The following is a 20,842-nucleotide window of genomic DNA, read 5'->3' as shown; positions in this document are numbered from 1 at the left end:
GTGGCTCGCCTGGTGCCGAGAGGCGGTGACTAGGTGACTAGCGGGCGGCGATGCTCGACGGCCTCCGGAGCACCGGGGGAATGGGCCGTAGGCAGGTCCTCCGGTGCCACCGGCGGCACCGGGACGTGCGTGATCAGGGGATGGAACGGCCGGGCGTCGGCCTCCTCCCGCCCGATGAGCACCTCGTGCATCTTCTCGCCGTCGCGAAGCCCCGTGAACGCGATGTCGATCCGCTTGCCGGAGTTCGCGATCATGCGCTTGGCGACGTCGAGGATGCTGACCGGTTCGCCCATGTCCAGGACGAGGACCTCACCGCCGCGTCCGATCGCGGCGGCCTGGATCGTGAGCTCACATGCCTCGGGGATCGTCATGAAGTAGCGCGTGATCTCGGGGTGCGTGACCGTGACGGGCCCGCCCTTGGCGATCTGAGCGCTGAACGTGTGCAGCATGGATCCGCGCGAGCCGAGCACGTTGCCGAACCGGACCGACAGGTACGTGCCATCGGCCCGCGCCGCCTGCCACGCCGTCAGTTGTTCCGCGATCCGTTTCGTGTGGCCGAGGACGCTGCTGGGATCGGCCGCTTTGTCCGTGGAGATGTTGACGAACTGTCGCACGCTGCACTCATCCGCGAGCCGGAGCACGTTGAGGGTTCCCAGGACATTCGTCTTCCACGCCTCCTCCGGGTACTGCTCGAGCATCGGCAGGTGTTTGAGCGCGGCGGTGTGGAGGATGACCTCCGGGCGCCGGGCTGCGAACACCTTTCGCAGCGCGTCCTCATCGCGGATGTCGCAGAGCACCACGTCAGGCGTGTCGAGCAGGCCCTGCCCGTAGATCGAGAGCTGGACGCCGTGCAGCGCGGACTCGTCGCGATCGAGCATGGTCAGCTCGGAGGGACCGAACCGGTGTACCTGCCGCGCGAGCTCGGATCCGATCGAACCACCAGCACCCGTGATCAGCACCCGACGCCCGGTCAGGTAGCCGGCGATCGAGTCGATGTCGGTCTTGATCTGACGCCGCCCAAGGATGTCGCTCACCTCGACCTCCCGGACATCGCTGAGGCGGACGCGCCCACCGATCAGATCGGTCAGGGGCGGCAGCACCAGGAACTTGAGCCCGCCACCAAGGACCAGGTCGGAGACTTCCCGGATCGTCGCGGCGTCCGCGTTCGTAACGGCGAAGATCACCGTGCGGGCACCGGCCTTCGCCGCGACATCAAGGAGGTGCTCGCGGCGGCCGAGCACCGGCACGCCCAGCAACCTGAGATTCCTCTTGGCCTTGTCGTCGTCGATGAATCCGACCACTCGGTATTGGGTCGCGTCGTCGGTGGCGATCAGCCGGATCAACTGATGCCCCGCATCCCCAGCTCCGTAGATGAGCACCCGCTTGTTGCGCACCCGGGCGTTCTTCTGCCAGCTGGTGCTCGCCCGATACATCCAGCGGCCCGCGGCCATGAAGAGCAGTGCGATGGGCGGGGTCAAGACGGCTACGGCGCGGGGGAACGATGAGCCGAGCAGCACCACGAAGCTGATCGCCAAGAGCGCCCCGACGGTGACGGCGGTGACCGCCATACCGATCGACTCGTCGAAGCTCGCGGTCCTGTAGCGGCCCCGATACAGCATGAGCGCGGTGCCGACGCCGACTTGGAGCACGCAGGCCGCAGCGACGTACCAACCGACCGAGGCCCAGAGGTCATCGGGCAGGGTGAAGTCGTACCGCGCCCCGACCACGAGTAGAACGGCGGTCGCCCAACTGAAGCAGTCCCAGACGGCGCGCAGGGCCCTTCGTCCCCACACCGAATTCATCGGCTGATCTCATTCCCCCAGATTTCTGAATATCCACAAAGACTAGTGGCTGGAATCGAGCGTGAGCCGACGGGCATTGGCATGTAATCCGCAGCCTGTCTGCCCCGGACCCAATCTAGGCCCGCGCACGTGGGAGCGCACCCCGGACACGCGGCATCATGACCTCAGCTCGGTGGGTTGGGATCGCATGTCGCCGCGGCGTTGGTGGCCACGTCGCGCCACCCGTCTTGACCAATGACCCCCTCTGCGCCCGGCCATCCGGGTGCGAGACGATGGCCCCGCGATGACACCGACCCCCGAACACACCACGTCCCTGCGGACGATGATCCCTGGCGTGTACCTGCCCTCGCTGCTGTTCGAGATCGGCGTCGGGGCGATGCTGCCGCTGATCGCCGTCACTGCGATCGGCCTCGGCGCGGACCTGGCCACCGCGGCCCTGGTGGCCGCCCTGCTGCCGATCGGGCAGATCCTCGCCGACGTGCCCGCCGGGATGCTCGCGGCCCGGTTCGGCGACCGCAAGGCCATGATCGGCTCCTCGATCGTCGCGATGGCCGGCATGGCCACCCTCGCTCTCGCACCCAACCTCATCGTGATCGGTGCGGGCGTGCTGCTGGTCGGGGCCACGAACTCCGTCTACACCCTCGCCAGGCAGTCCTACCTGACCGAGGTGATCCACCCGCTGCGCCGGGCCAGGGCGCTGTCCACGCTCGGCGGGGTCGCTCGGATCGGTCTGTTCATCGGCCCGTTCGCCGGCGCCGCCCTGATCCACGGCGGCGCGGACACCGCGAACGCCTACTGGCTCGGGGTGGGCACGTCCCTGGCCGCGGCGATCGTGGTGATCGTCGCGCCGGAGGTGGCCCACGAGCGCACCGTGGCCGCCCGGGACGCCGCGCCGCGCCGCCCGATGCGGGCCGTGCTGCGCGAGTACCTGCCCGTGTTCCGCACCCTCGGCGTCGCCGTGCTGCTCATCGGCGCGGTCCGGGGCGCCCGCCAGACGGTGCTGCCGCTGTGGACCGAGCACCTCGGCTTCGAGCCCTCCGCGACCGCCCTGGTGTTCGGAATCTCCGGCGCCATCGACATGCTCCTGTTCTACCCCGCCGGCAAGGTCATGGACCGGTACGGCCGGCTCTGGGTGGCGATCCCGTCCATGCTCGTGATGGGCGCCGCGATGATCGCCCTGACCTTCACCGACGGCCTCGTCAGTGTCAGCATCGTCGCCATGATCATGGGCTTCGGAAACGGCATCGGCTCCGGCATCCTGATGACGCTCGGCGCGGACACCGCACCACCGGGTGAACGTGCGCAGTACCTCGGCATCTGGCGGCTGTTCTCCGACTCCGGCAGCGCCTCCGGCCCGCTCGTGGTCTCGGCCGGCACGGCGCTCGGGTCCCTCGCGGCCGGGATCGGGACGATGGGCGCTCTCGGCGCCGTGGCGGCGCTCGCGCTCTGGCGCTGGGTGCCCCGCTGGTCCGTGCACGCGAACCGGACCACCCGCCGTCGGGCCGGGATCCTATGACTCCCGACGCCGGCCACACCCAGGCGGGTGCTCGCGTCCGCTTCGAGTGGGGCCGGGCCGGGGCGGCGCTGATCCGGCCCGGCGAGATCGCGGTGGTGGTGGACGTGCTGAGCTTCAGCACTGCCGTCTCGGTGGCCGCGGACCGCGGCATCACGGTGCTGCCCTACCCCTGGGCGCGTGCCGACGCCGCCGAGTACGCCCTGCGCCACGACGCCGAACTCGCCGTCCACCGGGACGAGGCGGGACCCGGCCGGATCACCCTCGCCCCCGGTTCCCTGCGCAGCGCTGAGGGCGTCCGGCGCGTCGTGCTGCCGTCACCGAACGGCGCCACGATCTCCTTCTCGCTGCAGTCCGCAGGCGCGCAGGTGCTGGCCGGCTGCCTGCGCAACGCGACCGCGGTCGGTCGGTGGGCCGCCAGCCGAGGCGTCGGCATCCTGGTCGTCGCGGCCGGTGAGCGGTGGCCGGACGACACGCTGCGCCCGGCGGTGGAGGACCTCTGGGGCGCCGGTGCCGTGATCGACGCCGTCGCCGAGGAACTGCCCGACGGCGGTGGTGCGGCCGCGTCGGCAGGTGCGCCCGGGGTGTGCTCACCCGAGGCGCGGGTGGCCCGGGCTGCGTTTCTCGAGGCGCGCGCCGCGGCCGACGGCGCCGGCTGGCCGGCGCTGCTGGCCGACCTTGCGAGCGGGCGCGAACTGATCGCCGCTGGCCACGCCGAGGACGTGCGTATCGCCGCCGAGGTGGGCGGATCCGACGTCGTCCCCCTGCTCGCCGGCGCACTCGCCGAGGGCCATGGGTTCGTCCCGGCCGATCCGTTCCGCTGACCCGAACTGTCGATGGCTCCGCATGCGACCCGCTTTTCGAGTCAGGGGAACGTGGCGCCCGGGGGTTCCGCTGACGTGAACTGTCGATGGTTGTGCACGCGACCCGCCTTTCGAGTCAGGGGAACGAGGCGCCCGGCGAGCCACGCCGCCTGGGCAGGAGCGACCTGCGCCGTGGGCGCCCCTGTGGGAGACTCGAAAGTGGAGCCACCACAGCAGGAGGCGTCATGTCGGAGACGGTCGAACAACCCAGCGATCTGACCGCGGCGGAGCCGAACGACCCGGTCGCGTTCACTCATGTGCTCGCGTTCGCGCGCAAGGTCGCGCACGAGTTGGAGGCGGCCCGGGTGCCGCAGGACGAGTGGGTGTCCCAGGAGTACCGGGCACCGCGTGCTGCCGAGCAGTTCGGGTGGCACGAACTCGGCGAGTCCGTGCTGGTCCCGACCCTGGAACGCCGGGAACCCATCGGCGGCTGGCGGGTGACCACCGCCCTGGTGGAGGAGCACTTCGTCACCGACAACAAGGGCGCGCGCCTCGGAGCGGACGCCTCGCGTCAGGTCCATGAGTTCTGGCTGCTCCGCACCGGTGAGCTGCGCGACGTCACGCTCACCACGGACGCCTCCGGCGCCACCACCGCCACTCGGACCGCGGTGGACCCACGCGCCGTCGGTGACTTGGTCCGGCTCCCGGAGTGGACCGAGGACACCACGAGGGTGCACGGGCGGCTGCGGGTGCACCGCTACCGCACCGACACCGACGCCGTGCATGCCGACCCTGCCCCGGCGCTCTCGGATCTGCTGACGGCGCTGCGTCGCCGCGCCCACTGACGCCGCCCGGCCCGACGGCGGCCGGTCGCCCGGGCAGGTCGGGGCACCTGACATGATCGGTGGGTGCCAGCCCAGCCCGAACGCCGCGTCGAGGTGCCGGGCGCGCGCGTCGGGCGCTGGGTGGCCGGCTTCGGCGAGCGGCACGGTGGCGCCGAGGTGGTCCTGGGCGGTGGGCCCGGTGCGACGGTGGGGGACCTGCCGGGACCGGACGGCGTCACGCTGCTCGGTGCGGACGGCGCCACGGCGGCGCTGACCGCGTGGCCGGGTGAGCCGCCCACCGCTCTCGCCGACGTACCCGGCTGGGCGCACGGCCCGACCGACCTCGTGCTGATCCTGGTCCGGCGAGGCGGATACGCCGTCGGGCGGGCGCACGGCGCCGACCTGCTCGCCCACAAGAGCGGCACCCGCTACGTGCAGTCGCGCACGGCCGCGGGCGGCTGGTCGCAGCAGCGGTTCGCCCGACGGCGGGGCAACCAGGCCGACGAGCTCGTCACCGCCGTCGTCGGGCACGTCGTGCGCATCCTCGGCGAGCATGCCCTCCCGGCGGCGGGCGCGGGCTCCGCCGGGATGGTCCTCGGCGGCGACCGTGCCCTGGCCGCGCAGGTGCTGGAGGACCCGCGGCTGACCGTCCTCACCGACCTGCCGCGGCGGTCCTTCCACGACGTGCCGGACCCGCGGCTACGGGTGCTGAGCGACGTCCTCGACCGCGCCCGCGGCCTGCAGATCACGCTTCGCGAGCCCGCGGTGGGGTGAACGGGTGGACCGAACCGGCCAATCACCCCCAGATCAACCGAACCCGGTGGGGCTCGGGTTGCGCTTCCGGTGCCGTACGCAAGTATCGTGGCGGGTGGGGCCGATGCAGGGGCGCGTGTCCGGCCCGATCGAGACGAAGGATTGTGCAATGGACGCCTCCGGGTGCGAAGGGCTGGGTCGGATCCGATGAGCGCGGAACCTGCGACCACGGTCCGGGCGTCGGCGACGTTCGTGCACGCGCTCCCGGAGCAGCTCCGGGAGCGGTTGACGCATCCGCGCTGGGGCACCGAGCTCCTCGTCGACGAGCTCATCGAGGCGATCTCCCTGGTCGGGACCGATGACGCCGGGCGGCCGCTGGACGAGCCCCGGTGGCGCTACGAGGTGACGGCCGTCGGGGTCGCCGTGAACAAGCGCGGCAGGGTCACGCGCCGGCCGGAGCTGGCCGTGTTCGCGACCGGGGACCTGCCCGAGCAGTACCGGGACCTGCTCCACGGGGCCGACGCGCTCTACGCCCGGATCAGCTCCGCCATCAGCGACTCGCTCGACTCCTCCCGGCTCGTCGACTGAGCCGGCCGGCCGGCGGCCGTTAGGGTGGGCCTGCCCCCCGCACCGTGCGAACCGGGGCGTGGGAAACGAAGGACCGTCATGACGCGCCGTCTTGTCCAGTGTGCAGTCGCCGCCCTCGCCCTCGGGCTCCTGGTGGGCTGCACGGACCCGTCGCCCCAGACGTCCCCGTCGGCCACTGAGACCGCCGGCGAACAGACCGCGGCGAGCCCGAGCGCCGAGCAGTCCACCGCCGAGCCCGAGCCGGGCAACCAGGCGGACATCGACTTCGCGAACGCGATCCGGGCCTACCACGCGCAGAGTTCGCAGATGCACCAGGCGATCCTCAGCAAGGCCGGAGTGCCGCAGGACGTGCTCGTGCTGGCCGGGACCCTGAGCAACGTGCAGGGCCGCGAGAGCGAGGACCTCCAGCTGCTGCTGGTCGCCTGGGGCGAGGAGCCCGCCGACCCCGCGGCGGCCGGCACCCTCACCGGGATGCTCACGCCGGAGGAACTGCAGGAGCTGTTCGTTGGCACCGGCTCCGAGGCGAGCGTCATCTACCTGAACGCGATGATCGCCCATCACGAGGCCACCCTGGCCCTCGCCGAGGAGGTGCTGACCACCGGCACCAGCCCGGAGCTCGAGGCCCTCGCCGAGCAGATCGTCACGGCCCAGCCAGAGGAGCTCACGGACCTGCGTGAGCTCCTCGCGGACGCCGATCCCACCGGGTCCGCGGACGGGACCGGCGATGCCGAGGGGGACGGCGGCACCGGGGCCAACGGCTAGAGTGGACGCTGCCGTCGACGGACCTGTCCCGGCACGGACTACAGGGAGAACACGTGCAGATCCTGGTCACCGGCGCGTCCGGCATGCTCGGCACCGACGTCGTGACGGTCCTGCGCGACGCGGGGCATGACGTGCTGCCGCGCTCGCGGGCGGAGCTGGACATCACGGCCGGCCCGATCACCCCCGAGGCCCTCGCCGGTGCGGACCTGGTGGTCAACTGCGCGGCCTGGACCGCCGTCGACGCGGCCGAGACCGCCGAGGCGGACGCGTTCACCGCGAACGCCGTCGGCCCGGCGAACCTGGCCCGTGCCTGCGCCGCGGCCGGCGCCCGGCTCGTGCAGATCTCCACCGACTACGTGTTCGCCGGCGACGCTGCCGAACCGTATGCCGAGGACGCGCCGATCGCCCCCCGGTCCGCGTACGGACGCACGAAGGCCGCGGGGGAGTGGGCCGTGCGCGCCGAAGCGCCCGAGCACTGGATCCTGCGGATCGCCTGGCTGTACGGCGCACACGGCCCGAACTTCGCCGCGACGATGGCCCGCCTCGCCGCCGAGAAGGACTCGCTCAGCGTCGTCGACGACCAGGTCGGCCAGCCCACCTGGACCGTGGACGTCGCGCGTCTGATCGCCGCGCTGATCGCCGCGGACGCCCCGACCGGCACCTACCACGCCACCTCCGCGGGGCAGGCGTCCTGGTTCGACTTCGCCCGCGCCGTCGTGGCCTCCGCCGGCCACGACCCGGCGAAGGTGACGCCGACGGACTCGGCCTCGTTCGCGCGCCCGGCGCCCCGCCCGGCCTGGTCCGTGCTCGACCACACCGCGCTGACGGCGATCGGCGTCGAGCCGATCGGGGACTGGCGCGAGCGCTGGGAGCAGGCGGCCGCCGTCGTCCTGAGCTGACGCCGCGCCGGCCGAGCCGGGCGACCGAGACCACGCCGGCCCGGACCGGTCCGGGCTGTTCATGTGCCGTTCAACTCGCGGTTCGACGGGTGCACCACACTCGGACCCGTGACCTCCTCACTGCCTCTGCGCGCCGCCGAGTACCCGCACCCGAACCACGTGCTGGTGCACCTGTCCGACACCCACTTCCTGCCGGAGGGTGAGCTGCTGCACGGCGTGGCGCCGATGCGTGACCACCTCGAGGCCCTGCTCGCGGACCTGGCGGCCACCAACCTGCGCCCCGAGGCGCTGATCTTCACCGGGGACCTCGCGGACCGGGGCGAGGAGGAGGCGTACCGCATCCTGCGCGGGATCGTGGCGCCCGTGGCGGAGCGCCTCGGCGCCGAGCTGATCTGGGTGATGGGCAACCACGACGACCGGGCCACCATGCGGCGCACCCTCCTGGACGCACCGGCCGACGGGTCCGAGGCGGATCTCACCGAGCCCTACGACCGGGTGGTCATGCTCGGCGGGCTGCGCATCGTCGTCCTCGACTCCACGGTGCCGGGCCGCCACCACGGTGAGATCACCCCGGCCCAGCTCGAGTGGCTGGCCGCGGTGCTCGCCGAGCCCGCTCCGGAGGGCACCGTCCTCGCCCTGCACCACCCGCCGGCTCCGTGCGTGATGGACCTGCTCGTCACGTTCGAGCTGCGCGACCAGGAGGCGCTCGCCGCGGTCCTGACCGGCACGGACGTGCGCGCCATCCTGGCCGGGCACTACCACTACTCGTCCACGTCCACCTTCGCCGGGATCCCGGTGTCGGTGGCGTCGGCCACCTGCTACACCCAGGACCTGCAGACCCCGGACCGGGGCACCCGCGGCCGTGACGGCGCTCAGGCCTTCAACCTCGTGCACGTCTACGCCGACACGATCCTGCACTCGGTGGTCCCGATGGGCGGCGGCGCCACCGTCGGCGCGCACGTGGACGCGAACGTCACCGCCGAACGGCTCGCCGCGGCCGGCATGTACATCCGCGACGCCCAGGTCCTGCACGAAGTCCGCTGACTCCTGCCGTGCACCTGCTCACCAATCCGCTGCTGCGCTACCGCTGGGGCTCCGGGGACCTGCTCCAGCGCCTGCTCGGCGTGCCGACGGACGGGCACCCGCTCGCCGAGGTGCGGATCGGCGCCCACGGTGAGGAGTCCTCGCAGCTCATCGAGGGCGGCCACGCGGTCCGGCTGGACCGGTTCGTCGCGGCGCACCCGGCCGCGACGCTCGGGGACGCGGCCACCCGTGACGGCGGCCGCCGGCTGCCGTTCGAGGCGCGTCTGCTCGCCACCAGGGCACCGCTGCCGCTGCAGGTGTGCCCAGACGCCACCCAGGCACGGGTCGGCCACGCCCGCGAGGAGGCGGCCGGCGTCGATGCCTACGCCCCGCAGCGCCTCTACCCGGACGACTCCGCCCGTCCGGGACTGATCCATGCGTTCTCAGGCGTGCGGATGCTCGCCGGGTTCCGGCCGGTGCCGGCGATCCACGCGTCGCTGGCCGGCTGGGACCTGTCGATCCTGGCCCCGATCGTCTCCGCGCTGACGCAGGCCGGTCCCGGCGACGAGCTGCTCTACGCGCTCACCACCCTGCTCGCGTCGAGCGCGACGAAACAGCGGCAGATCGCCGGGGGTCTCGCCCGGGCCGCTCGGGAGCACCCCGAGCATCCCGATGCCGGCCTGGTCACCCTCCTCGCCGAACACCACCCCGGTGACGTCGGGGTGGTCCTGGCGCTGCTCCTGAACCAGGTCCGGATGGAGCCCGGCGAGGTCCGGTACCTGCCGCCCGGGATGATCCACGGCTACCTGAGTGGGATGGGTCTGGAACTGACGGCGTCCTCCGGCAACGTGGTTCGCGCGGGCCTGAGCCTGGAGCACGTGGACCTGCGGCAGGTGCTGCGGATCGCCGGCCTGACCGTCGGCGAGCCGCCACGGCTCGAGGCAGTGCCCGACGGCGTCGCTTCAGTGTTCGCGTCGCCTGCCGGTGATCTGGGGTTGTGGGCGTCGCCGGGCGCACCCGGGCCGGTGCCCGGGCCCGCGCACGGGCCGCGCCTGGTGGTGTGCCTGCATCGGTGGGCGCCGGAGGCCGATGCCGGCCCGGGTGGCCGGGCGACCGTCTCGTTGACCACCGACACCGGGGGAATGACCCTCTCGACGGGGCAGAGCGCGTTCGTCTCCGCCGCGGACGGCCCGCTCAGGGTGCGGTCCTCCGGGCCGGTGCTCGTCGCCCACCTCCCGCAGGCCCGGTAGGACGGCGGTCCCGGTTCGCGGTGTGCTCTGGTCTTGTGCAGGGTGGAGTGATGTCGACTCCTCCGATGGTGGCCCCGGACACGCAGATCGAGTGGCGGGCACCGGTGTCCGACGACGAGCTCGTCGAGCTCACCAGATCACACGGCGGCTCACCCGAGGCCGGGTGGTGGGATCGGGTGCGCGCACACTCACTGGGCTGGGTGACCGCTCGGTCCGGCGCCGGTCAGCTCGTCGGGTTCGTCAACGTGGCCTGGGACGGCGGTGACCACGCGTTCCTGATCGACACCAAGACTCGACCCACCCACCAGCGGCAAGGGCTCGGCACCGTGGTGGTGCGCCGCGCGGTCGAGGAGGCACGAGCAGCGGGGTGCGAGTGGCTCTTCGTGGACTTCGAGCCGCCCCTGGCGGAGTTCTACCTCGAGGCGTGCGGGTTCCGCGCCACTTCCGCCGGCCTGATCCACCTGACCGGCCCGGTGTGATCCGGCCGTCGGTACCGGCGTGTTCCATCGCTCGGTCCGAGGCGGCTCAGCCGGCGTCGCGCAGGGCCGTGGCGAGCTCGTCGCGGGAGTGGATCGCGAGCTTCGTGTAGGCCTTGCGCAGGTGGTACTCGATCGTCTTCGGGCTCAGGAAGAGGGCGGCCGCGGCCTCCCGGGTGGTCCGGCCCTCGGCCAGGAGGAGACACACCTGGAGTTCCTGGGGGGTGAGCGCACCGGGGCCGGCGGCCTCGCGCGGCGGCACGTGCTCCCCGGTCGCCTCCAGCTCGGTCCGGGTGTTCGCCGCCCAGATCCGCGCGCCCAGTTCGTCGAAGGACGCCAGTGCCGCCCGCAGGGACGCGCGGGCGTCGACCCGGCGCCCGGCCCGGCGGAGCCGCATCCCGTACGCGAGGTGGGTCCGCGCGGTCTCGAACTCGTCCCGGGTGTGCCGGTGGTGCGCCAGCGCGGAGGCGAAATGGGCCTCGAAGTCATCCTCGGCGGCGATCAGACCGAGCGCACGGTCGGCCCGCGCGAGGGTCCAGGGCCGGCCGTTCACGGTGGCGGCGGCCGCGAACGCGCCGGCCCGCTCTGCCGCGGCGCCGGCGTCACCGGTCCGCAGCAGCGCGTCGACCAGATCCGGCCCGGGATGCAGATCGGGGTCGCCGACCTCGTCCTCGTCGAGCCGGGCCGCGACGGCACCGAGCCGCTGCACGGCCTCGGCCGACCTGCCCTCGGAGAGGGCGAGCTCGCCCACGGCGAGCTCGCACCAGATCTCCCCGAACCGGATCGACCGCTCCTGGCAGCGCGCCAGCGCGTCCGCGGCGTGCTCACGGCACTGTGTTGCCCGACCCGAGCGTGCCTCCAGGCAGGCCAGCCCCGCGAGCGACATCGCCAGCTCGCCACCCTGACCGGTCTCCCGGGCCAGCCGGGCCGCCTCGTCGTAGTTGGCCGCCGCCCGGTCCCAGGCGTTCGTGGTCGCCTGGTCCCGGGCCACGTGGAAGAGCAGGTTCGGCAGGGCTCCGACACCGACCCGGGCCCGCACCCGGTCCACGAGGGTACGCAGCTCGCCGCCGCCGTCGGCGTCCCGCAGGAACAACGGCGCCAGCAGCAGCCACGGAAGTGCCGCCGGGTGCGCGAGCGGGTCGACGTGGTCGGCCAGCTGTGACACGGCGTCCCTGAGCAGGACCGTGCTGTCCCGGCCGAGCAGCACCCCCGCGGTCCCGGACGCGGCCAGCCCGACGGCGCGGGCCACGGGGTCCGTCGCGAACGGCAGCGCGGCGGCGAGCCGCGCGTCGATCCGCCGCATGGCGCCGGTGTCGGCGAGATACATGCAGGCGTGCCAGGCCTGGGCCAGGATCAGGACGCGCTGGTCGGGGTCGGCCAGATCGGCCGCGCGCTCGAGGAGGCCAAGGCCCTCCCGCGCGGAGCCCGAGCGCACCGCGATGGTGGCCCGTAGCTCGGTGCCGGTCGCGGTCGCGGGTCCGCTCGGCGGCTCCACCTCGTCGAGCAGGGCCAGGGCCCGAACGCGTTGCCCGCCGGCCCACGCCGCGTGCGCGGCGGCGATCAGCCGGTCGTGACTGTCACCGGGGTCCGGGCTCAGCCGCGCCGCCCGCTCGAAGGCGGTGGAGGCGACCGTGAACGCGGTGCGCACTCCTGCCCGGCGGCCGAGCTCGGCCAGGAGCGCGGCGACGGACTCGTCCAGCTGGGTCGTGGCCGCGGCCAGGTGCCAGGCGTGCCGGTCCGCGTCCACCCCGGCGAGTTCGTCGGCGAGCGCGAGGTGGGCCCGTCGCCGCAGGTCCGGGCGCGCGGAGCCGTAGGCGGCCGCGCGCAGGAGCGGGTGCCGGAAGGTCACGTGACCGCCGTCGACGGCGAGCAGGCCGGCCCCGGCGGCACCGTCCAGTCCGGCGGGGTCGACGCCGAGACGGCCGCAGGCCGCGCGGGTGAGCCGAAGGTCGTCACCGGCCATCGCGGCCACCATCGCGACGGTGCGCTCGTCCGGGGTGAGCGCCTCCAGGCGTCGGGCGAAGGTGCGCTGCAGCCGGTCGGGCAGCGTCCGCGGCAGGCCGGCGCCGCCGTCGTCGCCCGCATTCGGCTCGCCGGCCAGCTCGAGCAGCGCCAGCGGGTTCCCACCCGTCGAGCGGTACAGACCGTCGGAGTCGCGACGCCGGTCCGACGAGCCGAACGCCTCCTCCAGCAGCTGCGCCGCGGCCTCGGGGGACAGGCCACCGAGCTCGATCGTGGGCAGCCCCCGCACCGGCTCCGGCACCTCGGCACTGCGTCCCGCGATCAGGATCGCGATCGGGTCGTTGCGCACCCGGCGGGCTGCGAACGCGACGGCGTCGACGGAGGGCTGGTCCGCCCACTGCACGTCGTCGAGCACCACGACGACGGGCCCGTCATCGGCGTAGCGGGAGAGCAGGCTCAGCGTCGCGGCGCCGATGGCGAACCGGTCCGGGCCGCCACCGTGCCGCAGGCTCAGCGCGGTCCCCAGGGCTGCGGCCTGCGGGGCCGGGATGTCATCGAGCAGCGGCAGCGCGGGTAGCACCAGCGCGTGCAGCGCCGCGAACGGGAGGTTCCCCTCGGCCTCGGCGGGCGTGACCCGGAGCACGCGGACGTCGCCGGGCGGGACGCCGGCGAGTGCCTCGGTGAGCAGCGACGTCTTGCCGACCCCCGGTTCGCCGATGATCGTCAGCACCCCGCCGCTGCCCAGGCGCGCCGAGGCCAGGAGGCGGGACACCGTCTCCTGCTCGGCCGCCCTGCCGAGGAGCGTCACCGCTCAAGTCTAGGGAACCGTCGCATTCAATTCCGCGTGATCGGTGTGGTTCCGACGCACCCGGTACGTCGGATCGCACCTCAACAGTGGGCCGGTGGGCGGGGAGCGCGGAGCGGGAAGGAGCGTGCGGGCGCGGTCGCCTCGCGTGGTCCCCTCGGACCGTCCCATGCCTGGGCCGCAGTGGTGCGATTCCGAGGTACCCAGTGCGTCGGAATCGCACCACTGACGCTCCGACCTGTTCGGCGGTGGGGCGATCCAGGGTGCTCGCGGCCGGGCGTGCGTGATCGTGGGCGCCCCGCTGACGGTTGACCCGTGCCCGCACAGGCGCGGCCCCGACGCTTGGCCGTCCACAGGGTTCGTTCGTGATCGGGTATCTGCGACCTCGGGCGTGACACCGTGCCGCGATGACGGAACGGTTCGAGCTCGATCGCGTGCCTCCACGGGAACTGCTCTCGGTGCAGGACGGCGTGGTCGCGCGGTGGCAGTTGCTCGAGGCGGGTGCACTGCTGCATGACATCGAACGGATGGTCCGGCGGCGCGAGCTCCGGCGCGTCCACCCGGGCGTCTTCGTGAACCACACCGGTCCGTTGACGCAGCGGCAGCGCGAGTGGGCCGCGGTGCTGACGGCGTGGCCGGCTGCGTTGGCGGGCGCCTCCGCGTTGCCCGGTCCGGCTCCGGGGAACGTGCAGATCGCGATCGCACGGGGCCGCGCTGTCCGGCTCCCGGAGGGCGTGGAGGTGCGCCACGTGAGCGACCTCGACGACCGGGTGCTGTGGCATCGCGCGCCGCCGCGGGTGCGCATCGAGCACGCGACGATCGACGAGATGTCCAAGCACATCCGCGCGGGGGCCGTCGCTGCGGGTTTCGCCACGCTCGCCAGGGTCGCACAGTCGCGCCGGACCACGGTGGACCGGATCCTCATCGTGCTCGCCAGCCGGCGACGTGTCGCCGGGCGAGCGATGATCGTCTCGATGCTCAGCGACCTGCGCGACGGCGTGTGCTCGGTTCTCGAGCGTGGCTACCGCGACAACGTCGAGCGTGTCCACGGACTTCCGACCGCCAACCGCCAGCACGAGAGCTCATCGCTCGGGATCCGCACGCACCAGGACGTCAGGTACCGGCAGTTCGGGCTCGTGGTCGAGCTCGACGGTCTCGCCTTCCACGGCGACGCCGCCGCACGTGACGATGACGCTGCCCGCGATCTGGCCGAACTGGCGGCCTCCGGGGCGCCGACGGCACGGGTCACCTACGGACTGGCCTTCACCACGCCGTGCCGGACCGCCCGGTGGATCGCCGAGATCCTGCACCACCGCGGCTGGGCCGGCGAGCTCAAACCATGCCCGCGCTGCACACAAGGCCCCGCTCCGCGCTAACGGTGTGGTTCCGAGGCGCCCAGCACGTCGGAATCACACCACTGACGCTCCGCCCGGTGCTACGTGTGGCGATCAACAGGGCGCGCTCGTGATCGGTACCGGCGGTGGGGGGAGGTCGTCGCCCCACGGACTAGGTGGGGCACCTGACGCGGGCCGCCGCCCGGCGAATCTACGTTCGCAGCCACGGCATCAGCCGCGAACCACAACCCCCACGTCACACAAGAGGAACCAACGGAGGATCCGATGAGCACCGAGACATCCGCCCCGAGCACCCAGCCGACCGCCCCCGAGCCGGCTGCCACCACGCCGCCGGAGGCGGCCCCCGCCATCGACATGGATGCCCTGATGGCGTTCGTGTTCCGCGCGGTCGACGAGGTCGGCGCCACCCTGAACGCCGCGCTCGTCGTCCTCGGCGACAAGCTCGGCTACTACAAGGACCTGGCCGCCAACGGGCCGACCACGCCCGCCGAACTGGCCGCACGCACCGGTACGGCGGAGCCGTACGCGCGCGAGTGGCTGAACGCCCAGGCCGCCGGTGCCTACCTGACGTACGACCCGCCGTCGGGCCGGTACACCCTTCCGCCGGAGCAGGCCATCGCGCTCACGGTCGAGGACAGCCCGGCGTTCCTGCCCGGGTTCTTCCAGATCGCCCTCGGCACCGTCCACGACGTCGACCACATCCTCGACGCGGCCCGCAACGGCGCCGGCTACGGCTGGCACGAGCACGTCACCGACGTGCACGTCGGCTGTGAGCGGTTCTTCCGCCCGAGCTACAACGCCAACCTGATCGACTCCTGGCTGCCCGCCCTGGACGGCGTGGTCGAGAAGCTGCAGGAGGGCGCCCTGGTCGCGGACGTCGGCTGTGGCCACGGCGCCTCCACGGTGCTGATGGCGCAGGCCTTCCCGAACTCGCGGTTCGTCGGCTCCGACTACCACGAGGCGTCGATCACCACCGCCCGGCGTCGCGCGGCGGACGCAGGCGTGGCGGACCGGGTCGACTTCCAGGTGGCGCCCGCTCAGGCGCTGCCCGGCTCTGGCTTCGACCTGATCACGATGTTCGACTGCCTGCATGACATGGGCGACCCGGTCGGCGCGGCCGAGCAGGTCCGGCGGGCGCTGGCCCCGGACGGGACCTGGATGGTCGTCGAGCCGATGGCCGGCGATCACGTCGAGGACAACCTGAACCCGGTGGGCCGGGCGTACTACGGCTTCTCCACGCTGCTGTGCACGCCGGCGTCGCTGTCGCAGGACGTGGGTCTGGCCCTGGGCACCCAGGCCGGTCCGGCGCGGATCCGGGACGTCGCCACCGCGGCCGGGTTCACCCGGTTCGCGTCGATCGCGCAGACCCCGTTCAACCGGGTGCTCGAGATCCGGCCCTGACGGGCACCGGCGGCCATGCGAACGGCGGCGCTGCGGAAAGGGTGGGCAATGAGTACCGAACCGGAGGACACTGCGGACATGACGGGACGTCCCGTGGTCGGGCGAGGCAGCCCGACGCGAGCCAGGGTCCTCCGGTTCACTCACGCCGCCGAGGGCCGGGTCGGCCACACCGCCGGAGGGTCCATCCCTCCGGCGGGGGTCGTGGCGGCCCCGAGCCGGGGGAACGCGCCGCCGGTCCGCGACGAGCCCCGGCCGGCCCGTGCCCCGAACACCACCGGCGTCACCATCCGCGACGGGGTGCGCATCCCGTACGCCGTATCCGGCTCCGGGGCGACGACGATCCTGCTGCTGCCGACCTGGTCCCTGGTGCCGTCCCGGTTCTGGAAGGCGCAGGTGCCCTACCTGGCGAGGTACTTCCGGGTCATCACCTTCGACGGTCGGGGCAGCGGCGCGGCCGGGCGGCCCGCGGGGGCACCCGCCTACACCGACGAGCAGTACGCGGCCGACGCGGCCGCCGTGCTGGACGCGACCGGCACCGACCGGGCCGTCGTGGTCGGCTACTCCTGCGGCGCGGCCTGGGCGGTCCACCTCGCGGCGCGCCACCCGGAGCGGGTGATGGCGCTCGTGGCCATCGCGCCGTCCTGTGGGCTGGCCGTGGCGGCGCCAGAACGGGAGAAGTACGCGTGGGACGGCCACCTCGACACCACGCAGGGCTGGGCCAAGTACAACAAGGACTACTGGCTCGGCGGCGGGTACGACGACTACGTCGACTTCTTCGCCCGGAAGATGTTCACCGAGCCCCACTCCACGAAGCCGATCGAGGACGTGGTCCGGTGGGCCCACCAGATCAGCCCGCAGACCCTCGCGGACACGACGGCCGGACGCCTCGGCCTGGAGGGCGCCACCCGGACCCCGCTCGACCCGCTGTGCGAGCAGGTGCGCTGCCCCGTGCTCGTCGTGCACGGGCTCGAGGACGCGGTACGGCCCGCGGCCATCGGGATCCGGCTCGCCGACCTGACCCGCGGTGAACTCGTCCTGGTCGACGGCGGTGGGCACGGCCTGCCCGCCCGGGACCGGGTCCGCACCAACCTCCTGATCAAGGAGTTCGCGATGGACACCGTCAGCGTCACCCGACCCGGGCCCGCCGCGCCGGCCGCCTCGAGCACCCCGGACCGGCCGGACACGCGCTGGCAGCCTCAGCCTCGCCGTCGGACCTGGACGCGCGCGCAGCGCCGGCCCCGGCGCGCCCTCTACCTGTCCTCCCCGATCGGCCTCGGTCACGCCCGGCGGGACCTCGCCGTCGCCCAGGCGTTGCGCACCCACCACCCGGACCTCCAGATCGACTGGCTCACCCAGCACCCGGTGACCCGCGTGCTCACCGACGCCGGCGAACGCGTCCATCCCGCATCGGCATGGCTGGCGAACGAGTCGGCCCACTTCGAGGACGCCTCCGCCGACCACGACCTGCACGCGTTCCAGGCGATCCGCCAGATGGACGAGATCCTGGTGAACAACTTCATGGTCTTCGCCGACGTCGTCGCGGACGGCACCTACGATCTCGTCATCGGTGACGAAGCCTGGGACGTCGACTACTTCCTGCACGAGAACCCCGAGCTCAAGCGGTTCTCGTTCGCGTGGATGACCGACTTCGTCGGCTGGGTGCCGATGCCCGACGGCGGTGAGGCCGAGGTGGCGCTCACGACCGACTACAACGCGGAGATGATCGAGCAGCGGGCCCGCTACCGGCGGATCCGGGACCGCTCGATCTTCGTGGGCAACCCCGACGACGTGGTGGACCTCGCGTTCGGGCCGGGACTGCCCGGCATCCGCGAGTGGACCGAGGCGAACTTCGACTTCGCCGGGTACGTGACCGGCTTCGTGCCGCCGACCGACGCAGAGCGCGAGGCGCTGCGCCGCCGGCTGGGCCTGCGCACCGACGACCGGCTCTGCGTGGTCACGGTCGGCGGCTCGGGAGTCGGCACCTCGCTGCTGCGCCGCGTCCTGGACGCCGTGCCGGCCGCCCGCCGGGCCGTCGACGGCCTGCACGTCCTCGTCGTCACCGGTCCGCGGATCGATCCCGACGACTTGCCCCGACGGCGGGGCGTCACCTATCGCGGGTACGTCCCGGACCTGTACCGGCACCTGGGCGCGTGCGACCTGGCCGTGGTCCAGGGCGGGCTGACCACGTCCATGGAGCTCGCTGCGGCCGGCCGGCCGTTCCTGTACGTCCCGCTGCAGCACCACTTCGAGCAGAACGTGCACGTGCGGCACCGGCTCGAGCGGTACCGGGCGGGCCGCTGCGTCGACTACGCCGAGGCGTCCGACCCGGACGCGCTCGCAGCGGCCATGGCCGCCGAGATCGATCGCGTCCCGACGGCGCTCCCGGTGGAGACCGACGGTGCGGCACGGGCCGCGGCCATGCTGGCGGAGCTGCTCTGATGCGCGCGCTCGCGCCGACCCGCGCGGGCCACGTGAGCGTGCGCGGGGTCCGCACCCACTTCGAGGTCTTCGGCACCGGTGCACCGACGGTCTTTCTGTTGATGCCGGACGTGATCACGCAGGGCCGCGCGTGGAAGGCGCAGGTACCGTTCCTGGCCCGGTTCTTCCGGGTGGTGACGGCGGACCCACGCGGCAACGGCGGCTCGGACCGGACCACGGACCCTGCCGACTTCGCGTTCGAGCGCATGGTCGAGGACGCGTGGGCGGTGCTCGACGAGGTCGACGCCGCCGCGGCCGTGCTGTGCGGGGTCTGCAGCGGGGCCGGGCTCGCGCTGGTCATGGCCGCCGAACGCCCCGAGCGGGTGCGTGGCGTGGTCGCGATCAACCCCGGCCTGCCGCTGACGGCGCCGCACCCGTGGAAGGTCGCCTACGACTTCGACGCCGTGCTCGACACCGATGAGGGCTGGGCCAAACTCAACCGGCACTACTGGCTGCGGGACTGGCCCGGCTTCGCGCGGTTCTTCTTCGAGCAGCTGTTCCCCGAGCCGCACTCGACGAAGCAGGTCGAGGACCTGGTCGCCTGGGCGCAGGATACGACGGCGGAGGTGAAGCTCGCGGATGAGGAGGCACCGCCGTCGAGGTACTCCGGCGAGGCCGCGGCCCGGGCCGCCTGCGCGGCCATCCGGTGCCCGGTGCTCGTCATCACCGGGTCCGAGGACCGGTGTCAGGTGCCCGAGCGGGGCCGGATCGTCGCCGACCTGACCGGGGGCGAGCACGTCGAGATCGACGGCGCCGGGCACCTCCCGATGGCCCGCGACCCGGTCCTCGTGAACCTCCTGCTGCGCGACTTCATCAGCCGGGTCACCCGCTGACCCGCCGCCGACCCGCGAGCCGACCCGCGAGGGTGCGGTCCTGCGGCCGATCGGCGGGATCCGCCGCCCGATCGCACCCTCGCTCGCTCAGACCGTGTACAGGAGTTCCTCGCCGGCCAGGAACCGGCGCAGGTTCTCCTCGATCCGCTGCTCCGGGTCCTGCGGGCGGCCACCCGCGCTGTGCGGGGTGACGATCAGGTTGGGGGAGCCCCAGAGCGGGTCGTCAGCGGGCAGCGGCTCGGTGGCGAACACGTCCAGCGCGGCGCCGCCGATGCTCTGCTCGACCAGTGCCTGCCGCAGCGCGGCCTCGTCCACGGTGGCGCCCCGGCCGACGTTGACGAACCAGGCGTGCGCCGGCAGCGCGCCAAGGATCGCGGCGTCGACCACCTTCTGCGTGGTCGGCAGCGCCGGGAGGATGTCGACGAGCACGTCGGTGTCGGCGAGCTCGCCGGGCAGGTCCGCGGGGGTGATCACCCGGTAGCCGGCCCGTTCCCCGGCGGTGGTGGCCACTCCGGTCACCTGGGCTCCGAGCGCGGTGAGGAAGCCGGCCAGCCGGGTGCCGATCCCGCCGAAGCCCCAGATCACGACCTTCGCTCCGAACAGCGTGGTGAACGTCCCGGCGGTCCCGAACGCCTGGTTCACGTCCAGGGACTTGTACCACTCGTGGGCGTCACCGGCGCGGACGGCCGTATCGAGCCGGCGCGCGGCCGCGAGGATGAGCGCGAGGGTGTGCTCGGCGACGGGCGCGTCGTGCAGCCCGCCACCGGACGTCAGCACCACGGAATCGTCGAACCCGGCCGCGGCCACGGAGTCGGTGCCGGCCATCAGGGCCTGAATCCACCGGAGCTTCGGCAGCTCGGTCACCATGGCCGCGATCCGCTCGCCCGAGCTGCCCCACACCACGATCGCCTCCGCGTCACTGTGCTCGGCGGGGATCGGGGCGGCGACGTCGTAGACCGCGGTCGTGACGCCGTCGGGCGCCGTGACGGTGATGGGGATCGAGTTCGGGAGCAGCAGTTTCACTCGGAGATTCCTTCGTCGTTGATGAGATGGACGCGGTGCAGCCACCAGAACCCGACCCAGCCCAGGAGCAGGCCGGCGACGCAGATCAGCGGCCAGCGTCCGTCGATGACCGACCCGGTCAGGTGCAGCACCCCGAGCACCACGAGGGCAGCCAGCCATGCTCCGATGCCGACCAGGACGAGCGCCTTCGCGTTCACCCGCGCGGGAGCGAGCTCCTTCGGCGCCGGGCGGTCAGGGGAGGGGGACACCCCCCGATCGTAGGACAGGACCGGGTGCGACCGGGCCGGGTGTC

The 20,842-nt window shown here is 73.1% G+C and carries 18 protein-coding genes; 14 read left to right on the top strand and 4 right to left on the bottom strand.

What is annotated here, in order from left to right:
• Positions 1-29: 29 nt before the first annotated feature.
• Positions 30-1,802, bottom strand: coding sequence for a polysaccharide biosynthesis protein (locus GKS42_RS20775; RefSeq protein ID WP_154795556.1), 1,773 nt, complete (start codon positions 1,800-1,802; stop codon positions 30-32).
• Between the two features lie 283 nt (positions 1,803-2,085).
• On the opposite strand from GKS42_RS20775, the gene GKS42_RS20770 reads away from it, so the two are divergent.
• From GKS42_RS20770 to GKS42_RS20725, 10 genes are all read left to right on the top strand, one after another.
• Positions 2,086-3,318 carry an MFS transporter gene (locus GKS42_RS20770; protein ID WP_154795555.1) on the top strand — a complete coding sequence of 411 codons (1,233 nt, stop codon included), beginning with the start codon at positions 2,086-2,088 and terminating at the stop codon, positions 3,316-3,318.
• Entirely contained in the window at positions 3,315-4,139 is an 825-nt protein-coding gene (locus GKS42_RS20765) for a 2-phosphosulfolactate phosphatase (protein ID WP_154795554.1), read from the top strand. Before GKS42_RS20770 ends, GKS42_RS20765 begins: the two co-directional genes overlap by 4 nt.
• A gap of 224 nt (positions 4,140-4,363) precedes the next feature.
• The gene (locus GKS42_RS20760) at positions 4,364-4,963 is read left to right on the top strand and encodes a hypothetical protein (RefSeq protein ID WP_154795553.1); all 600 of its coding nucleotides are present in this window, start codon (positions 4,364-4,366) and stop codon (positions 4,961-4,963) included.
• Between the two features lie 63 nt (positions 4,964-5,026).
• The gene (locus GKS42_RS20755) at positions 5,027-5,716 is read left to right on the top strand and encodes an acVLRF1 family peptidyl-tRNA hydrolase (protein WP_154795552.1); all 690 of its coding nucleotides are present in this window, start codon (positions 5,027-5,029) and stop codon (positions 5,714-5,716) included.
• Between the two features lie 186 nt (positions 5,717-5,902).
• Complete coding sequence (locus GKS42_RS20750; RefSeq protein WP_154795551.1) at positions 5,903-6,283, top strand: hypothetical protein; 381 nt, start codon at positions 5,903-5,905, stop codon at positions 6,281-6,283.
• A 78-nt stretch (positions 6,284-6,361) separates the two neighbouring features.
• Positions 6,362-7,045: a DUF305 domain-containing protein gene (locus GKS42_RS20745; protein ID WP_154795550.1), complete on the top strand. Its 684-nt coding sequence runs from the start codon at positions 6,362-6,364 to the stop codon at positions 7,043-7,045.
• Positions 7,046-7,098: 53 nt separating this feature from the next.
• Entirely contained in the window at positions 7,099-7,944 is an 846-nt protein-coding gene (gene rfbD / locus GKS42_RS20740) for a dTDP-4-dehydrorhamnose reductase (protein ID WP_154795549.1), read from the top strand.
• A 108-nt stretch (positions 7,945-8,052) separates the two neighbouring features.
• Entirely contained in the window at positions 8,053-8,988 is a 936-nt protein-coding gene (locus tag GKS42_RS20735) for a phosphodiesterase (RefSeq protein ID WP_290368033.1), read from the top strand.
• An 8-nt stretch (positions 8,989-8,996) separates the two neighbouring features.
• Entirely contained in the window at positions 8,997-10,217 is a 1,221-nt protein-coding gene (gene manA, locus GKS42_RS20730; RefSeq protein WP_168217926.1) for a mannose-6-phosphate isomerase, class I, read from the top strand.
• A 50-nt stretch (positions 10,218-10,267) separates the two neighbouring features.
• On the top strand, positions 10,268-10,696 hold the full coding sequence (locus GKS42_RS20725; RefSeq protein ID WP_210769231.1) for a GNAT family N-acetyltransferase: 429 nt from the start codon (positions 10,268-10,270) through the stop codon (positions 10,694-10,696).
• Between the two features lie 46 nt (positions 10,697-10,742).
• Here GKS42_RS20725 and GKS42_RS20720 read toward each other — a convergent pair whose 3' ends face one another.
• Positions 10,743-13,463, bottom strand: coding sequence for a helix-turn-helix transcriptional regulator (locus tag GKS42_RS20720; protein ID WP_154795547.1), 2,721 nt, complete (start codon positions 13,461-13,463; stop codon positions 10,743-10,745).
• A 404-nt stretch (positions 13,464-13,867) separates the two neighbouring features.
• On the opposite strand from GKS42_RS20720, the gene GKS42_RS20715 reads away from it, so the two are divergent.
• The 4 genes from GKS42_RS20715 (at position 13,868) to GKS42_RS20700 (ending at position 19,527) form a co-directional block, all read left to right on the top strand.
• Positions 13,868-14,836 (top strand): hypothetical protein, encoded by a 969-nt coding sequence (locus GKS42_RS20715; protein ID WP_154795546.1) that lies wholly within the window; start codon positions 13,868-13,870, stop codon positions 14,834-14,836.
• A gap of 243 nt (positions 14,837-15,079) precedes the next feature.
• Positions 15,080-16,216, top strand: coding sequence for a class I SAM-dependent methyltransferase (locus tag GKS42_RS20710; protein WP_154795545.1), 1,137 nt, complete (start codon positions 15,080-15,082; stop codon positions 16,214-16,216).
• A 78-nt stretch (positions 16,217-16,294) separates the two neighbouring features.
• Positions 16,295-18,655 (top strand): alpha/beta fold hydrolase, encoded by a 2,361-nt coding sequence (locus GKS42_RS20705; protein ID WP_154795544.1) that lies wholly within the window; start codon positions 16,295-16,297, stop codon positions 18,653-18,655.
• Positions 18,655-19,527, top strand: coding sequence for an alpha/beta fold hydrolase (locus tag GKS42_RS20700; protein WP_154795543.1), 873 nt, complete (start codon positions 18,655-18,657; stop codon positions 19,525-19,527). Before GKS42_RS20705 ends, GKS42_RS20700 begins: the two co-directional genes overlap by 1 nt.
• A gap of 87 nt (positions 19,528-19,614) precedes the next feature.
• On the opposite strand, the gene GKS42_RS20695 is transcribed toward GKS42_RS20700, so the two are convergent.
• Together GKS42_RS20695 and GKS42_RS20690 are read right to left on the bottom strand one after the other, a co-directional pair.
• Complete coding sequence (locus GKS42_RS20695; protein WP_154795542.1) at positions 19,615-20,550, bottom strand: NAD(P)-dependent oxidoreductase; 936 nt, start codon at positions 20,548-20,550, stop codon at positions 19,615-19,617.
• On the bottom strand, positions 20,547-20,798 hold the full coding sequence (locus GKS42_RS20690) for a DUF2530 domain-containing protein (protein WP_154795541.1): 252 nt from the start codon (positions 20,796-20,798) through the stop codon (positions 20,547-20,549). Before GKS42_RS20690 ends, GKS42_RS20695 begins: the two co-directional genes overlap by 4 nt.
• Positions 20,799-20,842 lie beyond the last annotated feature (44 nt).

Origin of the sequence: Occultella kanbiaonis (assembly GCF_009708215.1) — a bacterium.
Taxonomy (GTDB): domain Bacteria; phylum Actinomycetota; class Actinomycetes; order Actinomycetales; family Beutenbergiaceae; genus Occultella; species Occultella kanbiaonis.
The sequence above is the reverse complement of the archived record's forward strand: the minus strand, read 5'-3'. Positions and strand labels throughout refer to the sequence as shown.

Excerpts from the sequence above, each read along its gene's own strand:
- GKS42_RS20745 (WP_154795550.1), top strand. The coding sequence starts at position 6,362 with ATGACGCGCCGTCTTGTCCAGTGTGCAGTCGCCGCCCTCGCCCTCGGG.
- GKS42_RS20770 (WP_154795555.1), top strand. The coding sequence starts at position 2,086 with ATGACACCGACCCCCGAACACACCACGTCCCTGCGGACGATGATCCCT.
- GKS42_RS20715 (WP_154795546.1), top strand. The coding sequence starts at position 13,868 with ATGACGGAACGGTTCGAGCTCGATCGCGTGCCTCCACGGGAACTGCTC.
- GKS42_RS20775 (WP_154795556.1), bottom strand. The coding sequence starts at position 1,802 with ATGAATTCGGTGTGGGGACGAAGGGCCCTGCGCGCCGTCTGGGACTGC.
- GKS42_RS20750 (WP_154795551.1), top strand. The coding sequence starts at position 5,903 with ATGAGCGCGGAACCTGCGACCACGGTCCGGGCGTCGGCGACGTTCGTG.
- GKS42_RS20765 (WP_154795554.1), top strand. The coding sequence starts at position 3,315 with ATGACTCCCGACGCCGGCCACACCCAGGCGGGTGCTCGCGTCCGCTTC.
- GKS42_RS20710 (WP_154795545.1), top strand. The coding sequence starts at position 15,080 with ATGAGCACCGAGACATCCGCCCCGAGCACCCAGCCGACCGCCCCCGAG.
- GKS42_RS20700 (WP_154795543.1), top strand. The coding sequence starts at position 18,655 with ATGCGCGCGCTCGCGCCGACCCGCGCGGGCCACGTGAGCGTGCGCGGG.
- GKS42_RS20725 (WP_210769231.1), top strand. The coding sequence starts at position 10,268 with ATGTCGACTCCTCCGATGGTGGCCCCGGACACGCAGATCGAGTGGCGG.
- GKS42_RS20705 (WP_154795544.1), top strand. The coding sequence starts at position 16,295 with ATGACGGGACGTCCCGTGGTCGGGCGAGGCAGCCCGACGCGAGCCAGG.
- GKS42_RS20760 (WP_154795553.1), top strand. The coding sequence starts at position 4,364 with ATGTCGGAGACGGTCGAACAACCCAGCGATCTGACCGCGGCGGAGCCG.